An 18,449-nucleotide genomic window follows, 5' to 3' on the forward strand; every position below is an offset into this window, starting at 1 on the left:
ATCCCCCACCTTGGTCATGATCCCTTGCTTCGCAGGCGCTCCGTGGCAGCTTGACCAGTTGACCCACTTGCGGAGTCGCCCCATGCGTACACTTCGTTTACCGGACGACGTACGCAAACTGGAAACGTTGGCCGACTTCATCGCTGATCAGTTGAAGGATCTCGACAGCTACGTGTTGGTTGGTGATTCGTACGGCGCGGTCTCCTCGATCGCGGTTGCGACGCGGCAGCCGAAGGGCCTGAAGGGCCTGGTGCTCTCGGGTGGATTTGCCAGGAGTCCGATCACCTCGCCCTTGCTCAAGATGCTGGCGGCGCTTGCACCGTTCTTCCCCGGGCCCTTTTATCGACAGTTGACTCTTTCATTCCATGCAATGCAGTTGGCTTCGTCGTTCGACAAGGAGGGGGAGATACCCTGGTCCATCGGAAAGAGCCGCGACTTCTTCATCAGGGAAACGTCGCATAAGGCCTACGTCAACCGCATACGCTCGATCGGGAAGACGGACTATACGGCTCTGCTGAAGAACATCGACGTCCCCACGCTGATCCTGACTCCGGAGGAAGACAAGCTGATCGGCAAAGAAGCCGCGGGGGTCCTGGTGAACGGCATCAAGGGGGCGCAGGAAGTAGTCATGCCGCGCACGGGTCACATGTTCAGGTTTTCACACCCTGGTGCGTACTCTCTCGAGATCAGAAAGTTTCTGGAGCGAGCGTCGCTATAAGGACTCTGATGCAAATAGACGTGCCGTCAAGATGGCGACGGCTCGGCAAACGCGTGTCCTCCGGTGTCCGCCGCGCTGTGCGCGCCGATGCTCGCGCAGATCCGCTACGAGCAGGGCCGCCTCGACGAGGCCGAAGCGCTCCTGCTCGATCTGATGCCGATCGTCGATGCGGCCGTGCTGCTCGATAGCGTGCTGATTGCGTATCGAGTGCTGATCCGGATCGCGATGGCGCGCTCGAACGCCTCGCACGCGTATGCGCTGCTCGACCACGCGCAAGACCTCGGCCATCGGCGCGGTTGGCAGCGTCTGGTCGCCGCGGGGTTCGTCGAGCGCACTCGGCTGCATATCGCCGAAGGAAGAATGACCGAAGCCGCCGCATGTGTGCACCAACTCGACGGACTCCCGGCGCGCGACCCGCAATCGTCGACGCCCGTGTCGGCGGAAATCGACAACTATCGCGCACTCGCCGCGGGCTGCCTGGCGATGGCGCGGGGCCGCACGAGCGAGGCCGTCGACCACCTGAACACCGCGCGGCGAAGCGCGGAAAGCCGTCACGGCGACTACCTGGCGTTGCACTTGCGCACCACGCTCGCGCTCGCGTGGATGAGCGCGGGCCAGTTGAGCGAGGCGATCGAGGTGTTCGGCCGGGTCGTCGAAGTCGCCGCGCCCGCCGGCATCTATCAGTCGATTCTCGACCAGGGCGCCGGCATCGGATCGCTGCTGCAGGCGATGCGCGACGATACCCGCAGCGTCGCGGGGAAGCCGGCGCGAACGAAGGACGCGGCGAATTACATCGACCGTCTGTGCGTCGGCTGGCGTGCGCTTTATCAGCCCGGCAGCCACGCGCAGCGCGATGGCGAACGCGAAGCGCTGAGCGCGCGCGAAAGCGAAATCGTCGGGCTGATCGCGCAGGGTCAGTCGAACAAGGAAATCGCGCGCAGTCTCGGCATTGCGCCCGAGACGGTCAAATCGCACGTGAAGAGTATTTTCGTGAAGCTCGAGGTCGACAAGCGCGCGCATGCGGTGTCGCGCGCGCAAGCGCTGGGTCTGCTGCGCAACGGCGAGTGAGGCGCTATCGCGCCAGCCATTGCGCCAAGCCTTCGAAGCGTTGTGATTTCTCAGGCGAACTGCGCGCGCCGCCACTTCTTGTTAAGCTTGCCGACGCTGGTCTTTTCGAGCGCGTCGACGAACCTGACGATCTGCGGCACCGCATACTTCGAGATCCGTCCCAACTCACTGAACGTCAGCACGTGACGCTTGATGTCGTCCTCGCTCACCGCGGCGCCTTCGCCGAGCACCACCAACGCGACCGGCCGCTCACCCCATTTCTCATCGCCGATGCCGATGACCGCCACCTCCGATACGCCCGGGTACAGTGAAATCAGGCTCTCGATTTCCAGCGATGAAATCCATTCGCCACCCGATGACTGTCCCAGTCCATCACCGCGACGGTGCCGCCGTGCCACGCGCCCAACCGGGAAAGTCCATTGGCGAGCCGCGCGATGCGCTCGCGCAGCGTCGTATAGGTCATGCGGAGCTGGCCGCGATACACGATCTCCGGGTCCGCCGCCTGAACGAACGGCGTGTGCAGCAACTGCTTGATCAGCAATGGATAGGCGTAGGCCGAGGGCGCGGCGGCCGTGGCGTTGTCGCGCATCTGAATCTCCTTGAGCACTGAACTGGATGGATGGCGGGCGCACACGGCTTCATTGCTGCGTGGCCGACAGCCTCGTCCCGCGGTGAGTTCCCGATAGGCAAATCATCTGCGCGGTTGCGCGGGGGGACTATCCCCTGAACGGGGGAGGCGGGAGAGAGGGTTAGGAGAATTCGCGAACTACACAAAACACGGGCGCTTCAACGCCATGACAGCGACGCGCGACGAGCCGAAAAGCCGCGACCGTCGCCGGATGGACAGATCGAGACCCCGATCCGCGGTCTTTCAGGCATGTAATTTGCGCATGGCAAGTTTCGCGCGCAAGCCGTGCCGATTACGCCTAAGCTGAGGTGACGCCATGTTTTTTTCACATGCGGCGCCTTGACGACCGACGGCCTCGACGCCTCATCCGCCCCGCCTCGAACCCCCAGACGCAAGCCCATGAGCGAAACCACTCCACGCCTTTTCATCGTCTCGCCCCATTTCGACGACGCCGTGTTCAGTTGCGGCGCCTTGCTCGCCGCCCATCCCGACGCTGCCGTCTGCACCGTGTTCGCCGCGCCGCCCGAACACGACATGCATACGGAGTGGGACCAGAAAGCGGGCTTCGCGAACGCTCATGAAGCGGTCCGCGAACGCACGGTCGAAGACAACCGCGCACTCGAAGTGCTCGACGCGATTCCGCTGCGCATGCCGTTTCGCGACAGCCAGTACGCCGACTCGCCGTCGATCAGCCAGATGGCGGCGGCGCTGGAGGAAACGATTTACCGCACGACCGCCAACACGCTGCTGATGCCGCTCGGCCTGCATCACGAGGATCATGCGCGGGTATTCGAAGCGTGCTGCGAAATCCTGCCGCGCCTCACGCATCTGGACTGGTTCGGTTATGAGGAAGCGATTCACCGGCTCACGCCGGGCGCGGTGCAGGCGCGGCTCGCCGATCTCGCGCAGCGCGGCATCGTCGCGACGCCGGCAACGCCGAGCGCGGGCCACACGATCGACGTGCAGCGCCGCGCGCATCTGAAACGCGAAGCGGTCAACGCGTACGCGAGCCAGTTGCGGGCGTTCGGCCCCGGCAATTATGAAGACGTGTTCGCGACCGAGCGCTACTGGCAGCTCAGCGTCGGCCGCAAACGCGCGAGAAAATAGCAAAAAAGGAGCGAGCAGGAAGCGCGGCGAGCGCCTACGCTTGAAGACAGATAACCGACGCGGCGGCGCGCATCGACGGTAACAACCGCCCACGCCGGACCCGCGCATTTCAACCGCAAGGGTGACGCAATGAGCTACGACATGCACACCAGCCCGATTCCCGACCCGAACGCCGATCCGAACCGCGACCCGGAAGCCGATCCGCTGGTGCCGCCGTCGCCGGGGCATCATGTCGAGGAGCCGCAGCGGCCTGACGGGCCGCCGGACAAGGACCCGGTGTAGGGGAGCCGCGCTCGACGCAGCGTCAGCCGGTCAAGTCGCTGAAGCCCTGCAGCAGGCGGTCGATATCGGCCGCGTGAATGCTGCCCATCGTCGAGATGCGGAACAGCTCCGCCGACAGCCCGCCCTGCCCCGCATAGATCACGAAGCCGCGCGCCTTCAACGCGTCGTGCAGTTGCGGATACGCGATACCGTTGGGCAAGCGGTACGCGCACAACACCACCGACGACTGCCCAGCCGGCAACACACTGCCGATGCCGCGCGCGGCCAGGCCCGCGCGCACCTGCTCGGCAAGCGCCGCATAGCGCGCATGACGCGCGCGCCAGCCGCCTTCGTCGGCGAGTTCACGCAGCGCCTCGACCAGCGCGTAATACGCGTGCACCGACGGCGTAAACGGCGTGTTGCGCTGATCCTGCAAACGCGCGAGCCGCGCGAGATCGAGGTAGTACGTGCGGCTCGCCGCGCGTGCGAGCGCCGCGCGCCGCACCAGTACGAACGACGCGCCCGGCACGCCATGCAGGCACTTGTTGGCGGTCGCCGCGAGCGCGTCGAGGCTCGCGTCCGCGAAATCGATCGCTTCGGCGCCGAAGCTGCTGACACCGTCCACCAGCAGACGCAGGCCGCGCTCGCGGCACAATGCGCCGAGCGCCGCGATGTCGTTCAGACGGCCCGTGGTCGTTTCGTGATGAATCACCGCGACGTGCGTGAACGACTTGTCGGCGTCGAGCCGTTCGGCGATCTTCGCGAGATCGGGCGCGTCCATCCAGTCGTGCTTCAGCGCTTCGTGCGCGATGCCGTATTGCGCGGCGATCTGCGCGATGCGCTCGCCATACACGCCGTTTTCGACGACGAGCAGCTTGCCGTTTTGCGGCACCAGCGCGGCCGTCATGCTTTCGACGGCGGCCGTGCCGGAACCGGTCATCAGCACTGCCTGCCATTCGTTCGGATCGAGCCCGTACACGTCGACGAGACGCGTGCGCGCCTCTTCCTGCAGGTCGAAAAATTCGCTCTCGCGATGGCACAAGTCCGTCTGCAACAGGCTGTTGCGGACACGTTCGGTGAGCGTCACCGGGCCGGGATTGAGCAGCAGCATGGGCGCTCCTGTTGGCATAGGGTTCAGATCGCGCCGATGTGGCGCATCAGGCGCGTCTTCACATCGGGCGGCGTAATGGTCGGGCGCGGCAGGCCGTCGGGCGTGCCGCGGCGGATCCTGAGGCGTGCGAAGCGCGGCCCGTCGAGCGGCGGCGCCGCGAACAGTTCGTCGATGACTGCCGGATCGTCGCTCTCGATCGCCGACGCGTAACCGCACGCGGCCGCGACACCCGCGAACGACACTTGCGGCGACACTGTCGCCTGGCCGCCGGTCGAATCGTGCGCGCCGTTATCGAGCAGTACGTGCGTGAGGTTCGACGGACCGTACGCGCCGAGCGTCGCGAACGCGCCCATGCGCATCAGCGCGGCGCCGTCGCCGTCGAGCGCGACCACGTGCAGGTCCGGGCGCGCGAGCGCGAGGCCGAGCGCGAACGGCGTCACGCAGCCCATCGAGCCGACCATGTATAGCTGGTTCGCGCGATCGTCGATCGCATAGAGTTCGCGGCCGCAAAAACCGGTCGACGCGAGCACCACCGTCGAGTCGAGCGGCGTATGCGCGATGACCTTTTGCAGCGCGTCGTGGCGCGTTGCGAGTTCGTTCGCGGCGATATCGCGGAACTGCGCGCGGAACTGCGCATGCGGCTCGACCGGCGTGCGCCGCGCGGGCGCGCCGCCGTCCTTCAGTTCATACGGTGCGACGCTGCCCTTCTGCATCACGAGCGCGTACGGACGGCCGGTGGCGTCCATATGCGCGATCGCGCGATCGAGCGCCGGGCCGATCGCGTCGGCCTCGGTCGGGAACGTCTCCCACGGAATTTCCATCGTGTCGAGGATCGCCGGCGTGATCGGGCCCATCAGCGCGTGTTGCGGCTCGTCGGCAACCCCCGGCTGGCCGCGCCACGTGACGATCAGCAGTTGCGGCAGACGGAAAGTCCAGGTCAGCGAGGTCAGCGGGCTGACCGCATTGCCGAGCCCGGAGTTCTGCATCATCGTGATGCCGCGCCGGCCGTTCTTCGCGCCGAGCGTGACGCCGGCGATCAGCGCGACCGCGTCGCCCTCGTTGGCCGCCGACACGTAGTGCAGCGATTCGTCCTGCAGCACGTAGTTGATGAACGGCGTCAGATACGAGCACGGCACGCCCGCATACCAGTCGAAACCGCGCTCGCGCGCCGCCTCGACGAACTGTGCTGCTTCGATCATTGCGCACCTCCGTGTGCATCGTTCGCCGTTGCGCCGCAGACGGCCGTCGCGAACGGAGCCTGCGCGTGCGCGAAGTCGCCCGCGCGGCGGAAATCGTCGAGATCGTTGACGCCGCGCCAGTGCCCGTGCACGTATTGCACGTCGATCGACTCGCCCGCTTCGATCAGCGCGTTCAGCAGCGCGGGCATGTCGAGCGACGCGAAATCGTCGCGCGTCCGCAACCCGCACATTACCGCTTGCAGGCGTTCAAGGCCCGCGCCGCGCACGTTCAGCAGCCCCACCCAGCGGCCATGCGGCACCTGCGCGGCGCTCGCCGCCGACGACTGCTCCCGCCCGCTCGCGACATGTCGCAGCACGACCTTGTTGCCGAACAAACCGCGGTCGTCGGCGGCCGAGCACCAAGCGAAATCGCGCACGCTCGCGTTCTCCGTATCGGTCAGCGACGAATCGACGACCACGCTGAAGGCGGCCTCGCTTTCCACCAGATCGCGCAGGATGTAGCTACGAAACAGCAGGTCGCCGTACGAAATGACGGTGTCGCCGCTCAGTTTATCGAGTGCGCATGCGAGCGACGCGAGTTCACCGGTCTGCGCATGCTGCTCGTTCACGACGAGGCGAATGCCCGCGGTATCGATCGCGTCGGCGCGATAGCCGCCGACCACGGTGATGTCGTTGACGCCCTGCTTCTTGAACGCGTCGACGAGCCAGCGCAGCAGCGGTTTGCCGGCGATCGGCAGCATCACCTTCGGACGCTCTCCGGTCACCGCTTCAAGGCCCTTGCCGCGGCTCGCGGCGAGCACGACGGCCGAGCCGGCCGCGCGGCCGCCCGACAGATAGCGGTCTTCGGCCTCCGAATATTCGTCGGCGTCCTGCAAACGGAAGATTTCGTTGACCGCCGCGATGCTGTCCTCGACATTGACGAGCGTCTCGCTCGCATGGATTTCCTTCGCGACCGCCTGCATCGCCGAGGTCGCCGCGCGGATCAGATGGTTCGCCCAGATCACGGTGCTGATGCCCGCTTCGCGGAACACCTCGGTCGGCGTGCTGTAGTACTTGGTCGGCACGATCACGAGCGGCGCGCGGCCGGCCCATTCGCGCGCGAATTCGAGAATCTCGTCGGGGCGCGACAGCTTGCTGTGAATCAGGATCGCATCGGCGCCTGCCCGTCGATACGCTTCCGCGCGGCGCAGCGCTTCGTCCATGCCCCAGCCCGCGATCAGCGCCTCCACGCGCGCGACGATCGAGAAATGCTCGTCGTTCTGCGAGTCCTTGCCGGCCTTGATCTTGCCGCAGAATTCGTCGATCTCGGCAAGCGGCTGCGCCTCGCCATTGATGAAGCTGTTGGTCTTCGGAAACTGCTTGTCCTCGATGCACACGCCGGCAATGCCGCGCTGTTCGAGCTTGCGCACGAGGCGGCGCACATTGTTGAAGTTGCCGTATCCGGTGTCGCCGTCGAGCAGGATCGGCAGATCGCTCGCGTCGGCCATGAATTCCAGCGTATCGACCACCTGCGTCCAGCTCGCCTCGTTGTTGTCGCGCACGCCGAACTGCGCGGAGATCGCGAGGCCCGAGCCCCAGATCGCCTTGAACCCGGCTTCGCGAACGATGCGCGCGGACAGGCCGTTATGCGCCTCCATCATGAAATCGAGTTCACTGCGGACGAGCATCTGGCGCAGGCGCGCACTGCGGGACGGGGAAACGAAAGCGGGTTCGCGTGCATTCATTCTTCGGGACTCCTGGTGGCGGGCGGATTGACGTTCTTCTATGCCCGGCTGGCGATCGGAAAAAGGGCGACTATAGCGGAATTTTTTATGGCGAGTCTTTTGAATGCCGCAGCGATTTTTCGTGGTTGCTCTTAAGTGGAAAAATGTGTTGTTTTTTGCATTCGCAGACAATTAATGGGATTTTTGGATTGGATTGGCGTTTTGTGGAATGTTGATGGGAACCTTGCTGGATTTGGCTCGGACAGGTTGTCCGGCACTTCGTGCCGCCCGTTTTTATGTCGATTTTCGTGCGTATATTTCAATCGCTTCGCTTTACCAAAAAACGCCAGTTAATTCAGATTCCCGGATATTGCGCAATTGTCTTTTTCAAATTGAGCGCGCACGAGCGCCGCTAAAAACGCAAATAAAATCCGCTGATTAATCAGATGAATGGCGATGTAAACAGCGGGTTTCCCCTGCCTCGACCAACACCATTTCCCGCCGTTAACACAGCGAGCGGCATCCGACCGCAAACCACTAGACCCTAAGGCCAGAAATCCCATTCCCCTCGCTATGACTCTGAACCGAAAACTGACGTCGATGATCGCCGTGCTGTGGGTTGGCCTGATCCTGATCGGCGCGTTCGGCGCGTGGCAGAACCGCGCGTCGATGATCTCGGACCGACGCGAGCAATTGCGCTCGCTGATCGAAGAGGCCAACCACGTCACCGCCCATTACTACGCGCTCGCGCAGCAGCATGCGCTGTCCGAGGACGACGCGAAAAAACAGGCGCTCGCGACGCTCGGCGCGATGCGCTACGGCAAGGACGGCTACCTGTCCATCAACGACTCTCAGCCGGTCATGCTGATGCATCCGTTCAAGCCCGAACTGATCGGCAAGAACCTCGCACAGTTCGCCGATCCGGCCGGCAATCATCTGTTCGTCGATATCGTCAACGCAGGCAATCACGACGGCGGCGGCTTCGTCGACTATCTGTGGGCCAAACCGGGCAGCGAACAGCCCGTTGCGAAGACCAGCTACTCGATGCACTTCGCGCCATGGGACTGGTACCTCGTGACCGGCATGTATATGGACGACGTGCAAAGCGCGTTCTACCGCAACCTGCTGCGCTGGCTGGCGATCACGGTCGCACTCGGCGCGCTCTCCACGGTCGTGATGCTCATCGTGCTGCGCAGCATCCGCCGCTCGCTCGGCGGCGAACTCGAAGCGGCGGTCAAGCATGCGCGGCTGATGGCGCAAGGCAATCTCGCGACGCCGGTGTCGATCGCGCCGCACGACAACAGCAGCCTGCTGCATGCGCTGCGCACGATGCAGGCAGGACTCGTCGACACGGTCTCGCGCGTGCGCCAGGGCACCGAGAACATCAACGTCGGCGCGAACGAAATCGCCGCGGGCAACACCAACCTGTCGCAGCGCACCGAGGAGCAGGCGGCGGCGCTCGTGCAAACCGCGTCGAGCATGGATCAGATGACGGTCAACGTGAAGCAGAACGCGGACAGCGCGAGCCAGGCCGCGCAACTCGCGAGCGACGCCGCGAACGTCGCGACGCGCGGCAGCCGCGTGGTCGACGACGTGGTGCGCACGATGGGCGAGATTACCGCAAGCTCGCGGCAGATCGGCGACATCATCGGCGTGATCGACGGCATTGCGTTCCAGACCAATATCCTCGCGCTGAACGCGGCCGTCGAAGCGGCCCGCGCCGGCGAACAGGGCCGCGGCTTCGCGGTGGTCGCGGCCGAAGTGCGCAGCCTCGCGCAGCGCTCGGCGACGGCCGCCAAGGAGATCAAGGCGCTGATCGAAACCTCGACCGATACCGTCGAGACCGGCGCGTCGCTGGTCGCCAACGCGGGCGCGACGATGGGCGAGATCGTGCAGTCGGTGCGGCGCGTCAACGAAATTCTCGAAGAAATCAGCCACGCGTCGCGCGAGCAGAGCGCGGGCATCGAGCAGGTCAATCGCGCGGTCGGCGAGATGGACCAGGTCACGCAGCAGAATGCGGCACTGGTCGAAGAGGCCGCGGCCGCCGCGCATTCGCTGAAGGACCAGGTCGGCGTGTTGCGCGACGCGATTGCGAGTTTCGCGTTGCCGGCTTGACGCTTCTGCGCCGCGCCCGCGACGGGCGCGCATAAAAAGAAGGCGCTCCACAGGCAGGGAGCGCCTCATCAACACGCCGCGTCGGAGTCGACGCATCAATCGAACGAATCAGCCGCGCGGATTTTGCAAGTCCGCGCGGCTTTTCGTTTTTAAGCTTCGGCCCGGCTAGCGGTTGCTCGAACACAATCACTTCGTCTTTCACATTCCTCGCATTTGAATTACATTTTGTTTACACTCGGCCCAGCGAAAGTCCTTGCTGCCAGGCCACGTGGTTTTGGCGGCCCTGTTCAATCGAAGGTACGTAACGTCCGCTGCCCGCCGCCATGATCCGCCAGAAAAAACCTCCGTCGCCCGATCCCTATGCGTTAGCCGCGAAGAACCCGCTGCTCGACGCCCGGCTGCCCGCGTGGCGCTCGAAGTTCATCGTGCTGCTCGTGTTCGCCGCGTTCGCGACGCTCGCCGCCCGTGCGTTCTGGGTGCAGGTCGTGAATCAGGACTTCTACGTCGACCAGGGGCAGAAGCGCTATCAGCGCCTGCTCGAACTCGACGCGACGCGCGGCCGGATCGTCGATCGCAATGGTTCGATGCTCGCGGTCAGTCTCGCGACGTACGAAATCTGGGCCACGCCGAAGCTCGTCGACGAAAGCGCGTTCGCGCCGCTCGCCAGGCTGCTCGATCTGCCGCCCGCGGAACTGCGCAGGCGTCTGAACGGCGAGCGCAGCTTCGTGCTGCTCAAGCGCCAGCTCGATGCCGACACCGCCGAGCATCTGTCCCGACTCGGGCTCGCCGGCATCACGCAGGTCGCCGACACCAAACGCTTTTATCCCGAGGGCGAGTCGGCCGCGCACGTGGTCGGCTTTACCGACATCGAGGACAACGGCCAGGAAGGCGTCGAGCTCGCCGCCAACGGGCAGCTGCAAGGTGTGCCGGGCCAGCGCGAGGTGATTCGCGACCGGCTCGGCCGCGTGATCTCGGAGACGCGGCCGCTCGTGCCCGCGCGCAACGGCGCGACGATCCAGCTGACGATCGACCGGCGCATCCAGCAACTCGCGTACACGCAACTCAAAGCCGCGATCGCGCAGCACCGCGCCGAAGCGGGCAGCGTGGTCGTGCTCGATGCGCGCAACGGCGAGATCCTCGCGCTCGCCAACTACCCGAGCTTCGATCCGAACGACCGCACGCACCTGTCCGGCCGGCAACTGCGCAACCGCGCGGTGATCGACACGTTCGAGCCGGGCTCGACGATCAAGCCGCTCGTCGTCGCGCTATCGATCGACGAAGGCAAGGTGCGGCCGCAAAGCATCATCGATACGGCGCCAGGCTGGTATCGGATCGGCCCGGCCGTGATTCACGACACGTCGAATCACGGCGCGATGACAGTCGCCGAGGCGGTGCAGAAGTCGAGCAATATCGCGCTCGCGAAACTCGCGCTGAACCTGCCGGCCGAAACGATCTGGACCAAGTACCAGCAATACGGGCTCGGCATGAAGCCCGAGCTGCCCTTCCCCGGCGTGGCCGCCGGCAAGCTGCGGCCATATGGCCGCTGGCGCCCGATCGAGCAGGCCACGATGGCGTATGGCTACGGGCTGTCGGTATCGCTGCTGCAAATCGCGCAGGTCTACACCGCCTATGCCGGCGACGGCACGCTGCGGCGCGTGAGCCTGCTGCGCGAGCCGCGCGATGCGGACGAGCCGACGTCGTTCGCCGCTGACGGCGAACCGGTCACGACACCCGGCACCGCGCGCGCGATCCGCAACATGCTCGAAATGGCAACGGGCGATGGCGGCACCGGACGCGCCGCGAGCGTGGCGGGTTATCGCGTCGGAGGCAAGACCGGCACCGCGCGCAAGCAGATCGGCGCGGGCTACGCGCCGAATCGCTACCGCGCGCTGTTCGTCGGTATGGCGCCGATGAGCGATCCGCACCTGATCGTCGCCGTGATGATCGACGACCCGGCCGGCAGGGCGTTCTATGGCGGTACGGTCGCCGGACCGGTGTTCAGCGGTGTGATGGGCGGCGCATTGCAGCTGCTCGGGGTGCCGCCGGATGCGGCCGGAGTGTGACGCGCAGTTAGTGTTGGTGTTGGCGCCGCTCGATCAGCCCTGCTCATCGAGCGCATCGGCGTGCGTCTCGATGCGATTGCGGCCGTTGCGCTTGGCCTGATACATCGCGCGATCGGCCTCGTCCATCATCGCCTGACCGAGCGACATCGCGTCGGCCGGGCTGCCCGCGACCACGCGCGCGGCCACGCCGATCGACACCGACAACGCGATGCGCTCGCCGCGCACGTCGCGCACGTCGAGATTCTCGACTGCCCGCCGCACGCGCTCGGCGACGGTCAGCGCGTCGCTGCGATCGCCTTGCAGCAGCGCGGCGAACTCCTCGCCGCCATAGCGCGCGACGGTGTCGCCAAGGCGCACCTGCTGTCGCACGCAGGCCGCCACCGCCGCGAGCGCGCGGTCGCCGATCTGATGGCCGTGGCTATCGTTGATGCGTTTGAAACCGTCGATATCGATGAACAGACACGCGACCGGCGCGCGATAACGGACCGCGCGCATCAACTCCTCGCGCAGCCGCTCGTCGAAATAGCGGCGATTCGCGAGGCCGGTCAGCGCATCGGTCATGCCGAGTTGCTTGAGCCGCTCGCGATGCGCGACGTTGTCGAGACTCGCGGTGACGATGCTCGCGAAGCGCTCCAGGATGTCGGTGGCCATGCCCGCGCCGAAGCGCGCGGGGTCGTCGCTGCCGAGGCATAGATAGCCGCTGACGTTCTTGCCCGCGGCGAGCGGCAGCAGGATCGCGCTGGCCGGCACTTGGGCCGGCACGGCGCCAAAGAACGCGCGGCGCGCGTCGCCGTCGAGCTCGCCAGGGCGGCCGAGCCACGGCCGATCGTGCTCGCACAAAGACCGCGCGATGAGACCACCCTCGCGCGAGGTCTTCAGCTGCGCATGACCGAGCGCTTGCAGGTTGCCCGGCTCGAGCAGTTCGAGCAGCATCGGCGCGCGGTCGTCGAGCCACAGCACCACGTTCGCGAGAGCGAACTCGCGCGGCAGATGGCTGAACAAGGTATCGAGAAACGACGCGAAATCCTGCGCGCCGATCAAATGCAACTCGACGTTCTGGAAGCGCCGCAACGTGCGCTCGTTGTGCTGCACGGTGTCGACGAGCGAGCGAAGGCGCTCGGAAAGCGGCGTTTGGGCGAGTTTCGTCACGGTATCGGCAAGGCGGCCCTGAAGGCGAACGGGGTCGACGCCCCAACTCTACTGATAACGGCCGATCCGCCGGGGTCTTGAGGGCAGGCTCGCGACGCGTCGGCCGGCATGCGGGCGTGCGCGCCCACCGTTGTCAACGCTCGCTTGCATTCGCTTGCACTCGCTTACACGCTGCGAGATCCGTTTGCGCAATGATTGCGGTTCTTAAGTTTCGCTTAATTGTTCGCTGCAAGTATGTACTTCATCCCCTGTTGAGCCGCCAGAACATCGGCGGCGTTTTTTCTTGAAGGGTGCCGAAAACGCGGCCGAGCATGGTCCCGCGCACAAGAAGAAGGAGGTAAATCATGGTTGAAGAGATGGTAGTCGAACACCTGCGTGCGATGCCCGGCCATCAATGGACTCGCCAGATTCATTCCTGCAAGGTCTCCGATCCGCTGCAACAGCCTTGGGGCCGTTCATACCGCCTCGTCGAATGGACGATGAAGCACGAGCCCGAATCGAGCCGCCGCGTCGTTCCCGCCGAAAGTACTCCACTCGAAATCGCTCAGGCCGTGGTCTCTCATGTCCCGGGCCGGCGCTTCTGTCAGCAGGCTGATTGAGCGCTCCGTTCGACGTTCATTGGCGCGCCGCGATCGTGTCGCAGTAGTCCAACGCGTCCTCCAGCCTGTCATTTCCCCAGAACATCTCGCCGCCGACAAAAAACGTCGGCGCACCGAAGATGCCCTTGCTGATGGCCCGTTCGGTCTGCTCGCGCAAACGGAGCTTGTTCGCGTCGCTCTGCGCGGCGTCGATCACGCTCTGCACGGGTAAGCCAAGCGAGTCGAGCGCTTCGCTGACGACGTCGATCGAGCCGATGTCGCGGTCGCCGACGAAATTCAACTGCATGATCTGGCGGCACCAGGCGCCGATCCACGGCTCGTTCGCACCCAGCAGCGCGATGCGCATCGCGAGAAGCGCCGCGCGCGGAAACGTGCTGGGACGCGTGAGCGCAAGGCCGTATTTGCGGCATTGACGCTCCATGTCTTTCCACACGTATGCGCCTTTTTCTTTCTGCAATACGAAGGGCGAGTTCTCGAACCCAAGCTGGCGAAATACCGGGCCGAGCAGAAACGGCCGCCAGACGATCGTCACGTTGCGCGCGGCCGCCAACGCTTCGACCCGCATCATGCTCAGATAGCTGTAGTTGCTGCCGAAGTCGAACCAGAACTCGAGCGCGCGCGCCGTCGAGGTTGAGCCTTCATTCATCGCGGTCTCCTGAATCGCGCGTGCCAGTCGCGCATCGACCCTCAGCGTGTTTGCACCGCCACGCGCAGGCCGAGCGAAATGAACAGCACGCCGATGAGCTTGTTCTGCCAGCGCGTCAACCACGTCAAACGCTTCACGAGTTTGCCCAATGGCCGCATCGTCAGGACGATCAGCGTCGTGTAAAGCGCGCTCATGGCAACGAAAATCAGCCCGAGCGTCGCGAACTGCAGGAACGTCGAGCCATGCTCGGGCCGTACGAATTGCGGCAGAAACGCGAGGAAAAACAGCGCGGTCTTCGGGTTCAGCACTTCGGCGGGAATCGCCTGCAAAAACGCCTTCGAACCCGACACCGGCGCGACGACCGGCAGATGCGCACTCGCCTGCTTTTCGCGCAACGCGCGAATGCCCAGATAGACGAGATACGCGGCACCGACGAATTTCACCGCATTGAACGCGAGCGCGGACGTCATCAGCAGCGCGGAGAGGCCAACCGCGGCGCCCAGCGTATGCACGAAGTCGCCGGCTGCGATGCCGAGACCGGTCAGAATGCCGGCCTTGCGTCCACCGTGCATGGTGCGCGTCAAAACCAGCAGCACGGCCGGGCCAGGAATCAGAAAGAGCCCGAGCACGACGGCAACGAAAGTCCCCAACGTGGATAGGTCAAGCATGTCGTCTCCTCGCGATGCGCAGCATCGAAATGATGGGCGCGCGTTCAGCGGACCATTGTAGTCGAACCCGCGAGCCTGCCCTCGGCGCCTCGCTCGCGTGGACGATCCGTTACCATGTCCGACATCGCGGCGCGTACCGCGTGCTTTCTTTCATCCACCGACGTTTCCGCCTTGCCGACCTATACCCTGCCCGCGCCGCTGAGCGCGGAACTCGAGATTCGCAAGAGCCGCTTCATCGCGTATGCGCTCCCGGTCGCCGATCGCGATGCCGCGATGGCCGAATTGCAGCGTCTGCGCGACGAACATCCGGCCGCGACGCATGTGTGCTGGGCGCTGCTCGCGGGCGGCCAATCCGGCATGTCCGACGACGGCGAACCGTCCGGCACCGCCGGTCGGCCGATTCTCGAAGTGCTGCGGCATCACGATCTGGATGGCGTGCTCGCGGCCGTCGTGCGCTATTACGGTGGTGTGAAGCTCGGCGCGGGCGGTCTGGTGCGGGCGTACACCGATGCGATCGCGTCCGCGCTGCTCGACGCGCCGCGCGTCGAGAGGATTGCCCAGGTTTCGCTGGGCGTCGAAGTCAGTTATGCCGACGAAGCCAAAGTCCGTCGTTGGATGGACGCCGAAGGCTATGCACTGGTGGACAGCGCCTACGGCATGCTGGTGAAGATGACGATGCGCGTGCCCGCCAATGCGCTCGACGGCGCCAAGGCAACGTTGACCGATATCACACAGGGAAAGGCGGGCTTTTTCTGAGCGGCTGCGGTCGAACGCCCTTCGGGCGTTGTCCCGATGTCCATCGCTATTGCGGCCCGTTATGATGGCCGGGCTAGCCAGCCAGACGCAAGGTTCGCTGCTACCATGCTGTTCTTCACCGGGCTGACTCCACTTAAAAGGGCAACTCCTCTGACTTCGACCGCCGCTTTCTCCCGCATGGCTGCTGCGCGTTCGCCGTTGAGATCCGTCGTGCTCAAGGGCTGCGGCGCCGTGCTGCTGCCCACGCTGTTGTCCGCGTGCTCGTGGTCATGGTTCGGCCTGAACAGCAGCGCCAGCGCGACGCACCCGAAGACCCACGGCACGGGCTCGCTCAGCGTCGCCCCTGCAAGCGACTTCGCGTATCTGCCCGCGCGCGACGGTCATGTCTCCCCGAACCGCATCGAAAACACCGGGATGACCGGGCTCGTCTTGAAGGACGAGGTCAGCCTGGTCGTGCGCAATGGCGTCGCGAACAGTCTGCGAGTGGCCGGTTTCCGTATCGACGACAACAAGCGCGTGCTTAGCGGCAGCATCGAAGCCTTCACGGTGGACGATAAGCGCTCGCCGGCGCTGTGGACGCTGAAGATGCACTACGTGGTCGTCGATGCGGCGACCCAGAAAGTCATGTACACGACCACGCGCACCGTGAAGCAGAAGTCGCCGAAATTCACCAGCAACACGATCGCGATCGAAGACACGGTCAAGCTCAGCGTCGATACATTGATCGGCGACCCTGGCTTTATCAAGGCGGTGAACTGAACACCCGGCCGGCGGAAGCGCGGCGCGGTTTCGCTACAATCCCGGTAACGCATCGCGCGCGATCCTCCGCGCGATGCATCATGATCTCCCGTTCGGAATGCAGCCGTCATGTCCCTTACCGCCTGGCTATTCTTCTTGCCCGCCTGCTTTGCCATCAACCTCGCACCCGGGCCCAATAACCTGCTTTCGATCAACGTCGCCGCACGGCATGGCTTCATCAAGGCATTCGTCGGCGGCAGCGGCCGGCTGCTCGCCTTCGCGATGATGCTGGCGCTCGCCGCGACCGGTCTCGCCGTCGTGCTGCATGCGTCCGAGTGGATCTTTCTGACGATCAAACTCGCGGGCGCCGCTTATCTGATCTGGCTCGCGGTCCAGCTGTGGCGCAGCGACGCCCCCGCCATCGATACATCGCAACCCCAGGAAGCCGCGCTCACGCGCATTGCGCGGCACGAGTTCTTCGTCGCGGCCGGCAATCCGAAGGCAATTCTGGTTTTTACCGCGTTTCTGCCGCAATTCGTCGACGTCGCGCAACCGATACTGCCGCAATTCGCCGCGCTCGGCGCGAGCTTCCTGGTACTCGAATGGGTCGCGATCGCCCTGTATTCGTGGGCCGGTATGTATCTCGGCAAGTGGCTGATGCGCACGAACATCCGCCGCTGGTTCAATCGCTGCTGCGGCGGCTTTCTCGCTGCGATCGGCGTGAGTTTTCTGCTGGTTCGGCGTGCCTGAGGTGAGGCCTTTTCATAACGAATAGCTAATACATCGACGGAGAAACTTTAACTATCGGCTTTCGTTGCTCCACCTTATGCTCGAACCGTGACCGGCCGCGAAGTGGTGCAATGCGGCATTGGGCGAACGGCTTTTTCATCGTCACGGAGCGACATCATGAAGATCTGCATCTTCGGAGCGGGAGCGATTGGCGGTTTAATGGGCGTGCAATTGGCGCGCGCCGGCGCGGACGTCAGCTTCATTGCGCGCGGCCCGCATCTGGCGGCCATGCGTGAGCACGGCGCGCGCCTCATCATGGATGGCGAAACATTCAGCGCGCCGGTGCGCTGTACTTCAGACCCAAGCGAACTCGGCGTTCAGGACGTCGTCATCGTCACGCTGAAGGCGCATTCGCTGCCCGGCGTGGTCGATTCGATGCAGCCACTGCTCGGCAAGCACACAGCGATCGTTACCGGCGTCAACGGCATTCCGTATTGGTACTTCTATCAGCACGGCGGACGCTTTGCCGGTACTCGCCTTGCGAGCGTCGACCCCGACGGTTCGCAGTGGACCAAGCTCGGCCCCGAGCGCGCGATTGGCTGCGTACTCTATCCGGCGGCGGAAATCGTCGAACCGGGGGTGATCAAACACGTGTACGGCAAGAAGTTCCCGATCGGCGAACCGAGTGGCGAACGCACCCCGCGCATTCAGCAATTGCACGAGATCATGCAGGCAGCCGGCTTCGAAGCGCCGATTCGCGACAACATTCGCGACGAGATCTGGCTCAAGCTGTGGGGCAACCTGTGCTTCAACCCGATTAGCGCATTGACGCATGCAACGCTCGATGTCCTCACGAGCGATCCGGGCACGCGGGCGGTTTCACGCACGATGATGCTCGAAGCGAAGCGAATCGCGGAACAGTTCGGCGTGCACTTTCGTGTGGACGTGGAAAGGCGTATTGATGGCGCGGGCGCGGTCGGTGCGCACAAGACGTCGACGCTCGTCGATCTCGAGAACCGCAGGCCGATGGAAATCGATCCTTTGCTGACCGTCGTGCAGGAAATGGGCCGACTCGTTGCCGAACCGACACCCACTATCGACGTCGTGCTCGCACTGATCAAATTGCGCGAGAAGATGGCTTTACAGGGTGATTGACCAGATAGTCCTTTTCGTTTTGCACCACGACCGAAA

19 protein-coding genes and 1 pseudogene are annotated in these 18,449 nt (G+C 64.5%); 12 read left to right on the forward strand and 8 right to left on the reverse strand.

Annotated elements, in window-relative coordinates; genetic code table 11:
• Window positions 1-16 precede the first annotated feature (16 nt).
• Together AB3X94_RS18460 and AB3X94_RS18465 are read left to right on the forward strand one after the other, a co-directional pair.
• Window positions 17-718 (forward strand): alpha/beta fold hydrolase, encoded by a 702-nt coding sequence (locus tag AB3X94_RS18460; RefSeq protein ID WP_368612473.1) that lies wholly within the window; start codon window positions 17-19, stop codon window positions 716-718.
• A 63-nt stretch (window positions 719-781) separates the two neighbouring features.
• Entirely contained in the window at window positions 782-1,786 is a 1,005-nt protein-coding gene (locus tag AB3X94_RS18465; protein ID WP_368612298.1) for a LuxR C-terminal-related transcriptional regulator, read from the forward strand.
• A gap of 50 nt (window positions 1,787-1,836) precedes the next feature.
• Here the strand turns inward: AB3X94_RS18465 and AB3X94_RS18470 are convergent.
• Together AB3X94_RS18470 and AB3X94_RS18475 are read right to left on the reverse strand one after the other, a co-directional pair.
• Window positions 1,837-2,142 (reverse strand): annotated as a pseudogene (locus tag AB3X94_RS18470) (fatty acid--CoA ligase); the annotation flags it as partial.
• Window positions 2,100-2,375: a hypothetical protein gene (locus AB3X94_RS18475; RefSeq protein ID WP_176107672.1), complete on the reverse strand. Its 276-nt coding sequence runs from the start codon at window positions 2,373-2,375 to the stop codon at window positions 2,100-2,102. The pseudogene AB3X94_RS18470 and the gene AB3X94_RS18475, both read right to left, overlap by 43 nt.
• A 438-nt stretch (window positions 2,376-2,813) precedes the next feature.
• Here AB3X94_RS18475 and AB3X94_RS18480 point away from each other — a divergent pair, with 438 nt between their 5' ends.
• Both AB3X94_RS18480 and AB3X94_RS18485 read left to right on the forward strand, forming a co-directional pair.
• Window positions 2,814-3,521, forward strand: coding sequence for a PIG-L family deacetylase (locus AB3X94_RS18480; RefSeq protein WP_013091233.1), 708 nt, complete (start codon window positions 2,814-2,816; stop codon window positions 3,519-3,521).
• A gap of 141 nt (window positions 3,522-3,662) precedes the next feature.
• Window positions 3,663-3,803 carry a hypothetical protein gene (locus AB3X94_RS18485; protein WP_167335679.1) on the forward strand — a complete coding sequence of 47 codons (141 nt, stop codon included), beginning with the start codon at window positions 3,663-3,665 and terminating at the stop codon, window positions 3,801-3,803.
• Window positions 3,804-3,825: 22 nt separating this feature from the next.
• Here the strand turns inward: AB3X94_RS18485 and AB3X94_RS18490 are convergent, their stop codons facing one another.
• From AB3X94_RS18490 to aepX, 3 genes are read right to left on the reverse strand one after another with little or no spacing between them, the layout of a single operon-like run.
• Complete coding sequence (locus AB3X94_RS18490) at window positions 3,826-4,893, reverse strand: 2-aminoethylphosphonate aminotransferase (RefSeq protein WP_368612299.1); 1,068 nt, start codon at window positions 4,891-4,893, stop codon at window positions 3,826-3,828.
• Between the two features lie 23 nt (window positions 4,894-4,916).
• Window positions 4,917-6,092, reverse strand: coding sequence for a phosphonopyruvate decarboxylase (aepY, locus tag AB3X94_RS18495; RefSeq protein WP_368612300.1), 1,176 nt, complete (start codon window positions 6,090-6,092; stop codon window positions 4,917-4,919).
• On the reverse strand, window positions 6,089-7,816 hold the full coding sequence (gene aepX, locus AB3X94_RS18500; RefSeq protein WP_368612301.1) for a phosphoenolpyruvate mutase: 1,728 nt from the start codon (window positions 7,814-7,816) through the stop codon (window positions 6,089-6,091). The genes aepY and aepX overlap by 4 nt, the downstream gene beginning before the upstream one ends.
• A gap of 214 nt (window positions 7,817-8,030) precedes the next feature.
• On the opposite strand from aepX, the gene AB3X94_RS18505 reads away from it, so the two are divergent.
• The 3 genes from AB3X94_RS18505 to AB3X94_RS18515 all read left to right on the forward strand — a co-directional run bounded on the left by AB3X94_RS18505 (window position 8,031) and on the right by AB3X94_RS18515 (window position 11,973).
• Window positions 8,031-8,237 carry a hypothetical protein gene (locus tag AB3X94_RS18505; RefSeq protein ID WP_368612302.1) on the forward strand — a complete coding sequence of 69 codons (207 nt, stop codon included), beginning with the start codon at window positions 8,031-8,033 and terminating at the stop codon, window positions 8,235-8,237.
• 131 nt (window positions 8,238-8,368) lie between these two features.
• A complete protein-coding gene (locus AB3X94_RS18510; RefSeq protein ID WP_176107668.1) occupies window positions 8,369-9,910 on the forward strand; it encodes a methyl-accepting chemotaxis protein in 1,542 nt (513 codons plus the stop codon).
• Window positions 9,911-10,233: 323 nt separating this feature from the next.
• Window positions 10,234-11,973, forward strand: a complete 1,740-nt coding sequence (locus tag AB3X94_RS18515) for a peptidoglycan D,D-transpeptidase FtsI family protein (protein ID WP_368612303.1) — start codon at window positions 10,234-10,236, stop codon at window positions 11,971-11,973.
• A 33-nt stretch (window positions 11,974-12,006) separates the two neighbouring features.
• On the opposite strand, the gene AB3X94_RS18520 is transcribed toward AB3X94_RS18515, so the two are convergent.
• Entirely contained in the window at window positions 12,007-13,122 is a 1,116-nt protein-coding gene (locus tag AB3X94_RS18520) for a DUF484 family protein (protein ID WP_368612304.1), read from the reverse strand.
• Window positions 13,123-13,466: 344 nt separating this feature from the next.
• On the opposite strand from AB3X94_RS18520, the gene AB3X94_RS18525 reads away from it, so the two are divergent.
• Window positions 13,467-13,721: a DUF2866 domain-containing protein gene (locus AB3X94_RS18525; RefSeq protein WP_013091226.1), complete on the forward strand. Its 255-nt coding sequence runs from the start codon at window positions 13,467-13,469 to the stop codon at window positions 13,719-13,721.
• A 16-nt stretch (window positions 13,722-13,737) separates the two neighbouring features.
• Here the strand turns inward: AB3X94_RS18525 and AB3X94_RS18530 are convergent, their stop codons facing one another.
• Window positions 13,738-14,367, reverse strand: coding sequence for a 2-hydroxychromene-2-carboxylate isomerase (locus AB3X94_RS18530; protein WP_368612305.1), 630 nt, complete (start codon window positions 14,365-14,367; stop codon window positions 13,738-13,740).
• A 41-nt stretch (window positions 14,368-14,408) separates the two neighbouring features.
• The gene (locus tag AB3X94_RS18535) at window positions 14,409-15,035 is read right to left on the reverse strand and encodes a LysE family translocator (RefSeq protein WP_013091224.1); all 627 of its coding nucleotides are present in this window, start codon (window positions 15,033-15,035) and stop codon (window positions 14,409-14,411) included.
• A 114-nt stretch (window positions 15,036-15,149) separates the two neighbouring features.
• Between AB3X94_RS18535 and AB3X94_RS18540 the strand changes: the two genes are divergently transcribed.
• The 4 genes from AB3X94_RS18540 to AB3X94_RS18555 all read left to right on the forward strand — a co-directional run bounded on the left by AB3X94_RS18540 (window position 15,150) and on the right by AB3X94_RS18555 (window position 18,413).
• A complete protein-coding gene (locus AB3X94_RS18540) occupies window positions 15,150-15,791 on the forward strand; it encodes a YigZ family protein (protein ID WP_368612306.1) in 642 nt (213 codons plus the stop codon).
• A gap of 177 nt (window positions 15,792-15,968) precedes the next feature.
• A complete protein-coding gene (locus AB3X94_RS18545) occupies window positions 15,969-16,550 on the forward strand; it encodes a hypothetical protein (protein ID WP_176120709.1) in 582 nt (193 codons plus the stop codon).
• A gap of 108 nt (window positions 16,551-16,658) precedes the next feature.
• Window positions 16,659-17,279, forward strand: a complete 621-nt coding sequence (locus AB3X94_RS18550) for a LysE family translocator (RefSeq protein ID WP_368612307.1) — start codon at window positions 16,659-16,661, stop codon at window positions 17,277-17,279.
• 156 nt (window positions 17,280-17,435) lie between these two features.
• The gene (locus AB3X94_RS18555) at window positions 17,436-18,413 is read left to right on the forward strand and encodes a 2-dehydropantoate 2-reductase (protein ID WP_368612308.1); all 978 of its coding nucleotides are present in this window, start codon (window positions 17,436-17,438) and stop codon (window positions 18,411-18,413) included.
• Window positions 18,414-18,449 lie beyond the last annotated feature (36 nt).

Origin of the sequence: Paraburkholderia sp. BR10923 (assembly GCF_040948765.1) — a bacterium.
GTDB classification, from domain to species: Bacteria; Pseudomonadota; Gammaproteobacteria; order Burkholderiales; family Burkholderiaceae; genus Paraburkholderia; species Paraburkholderia youngii.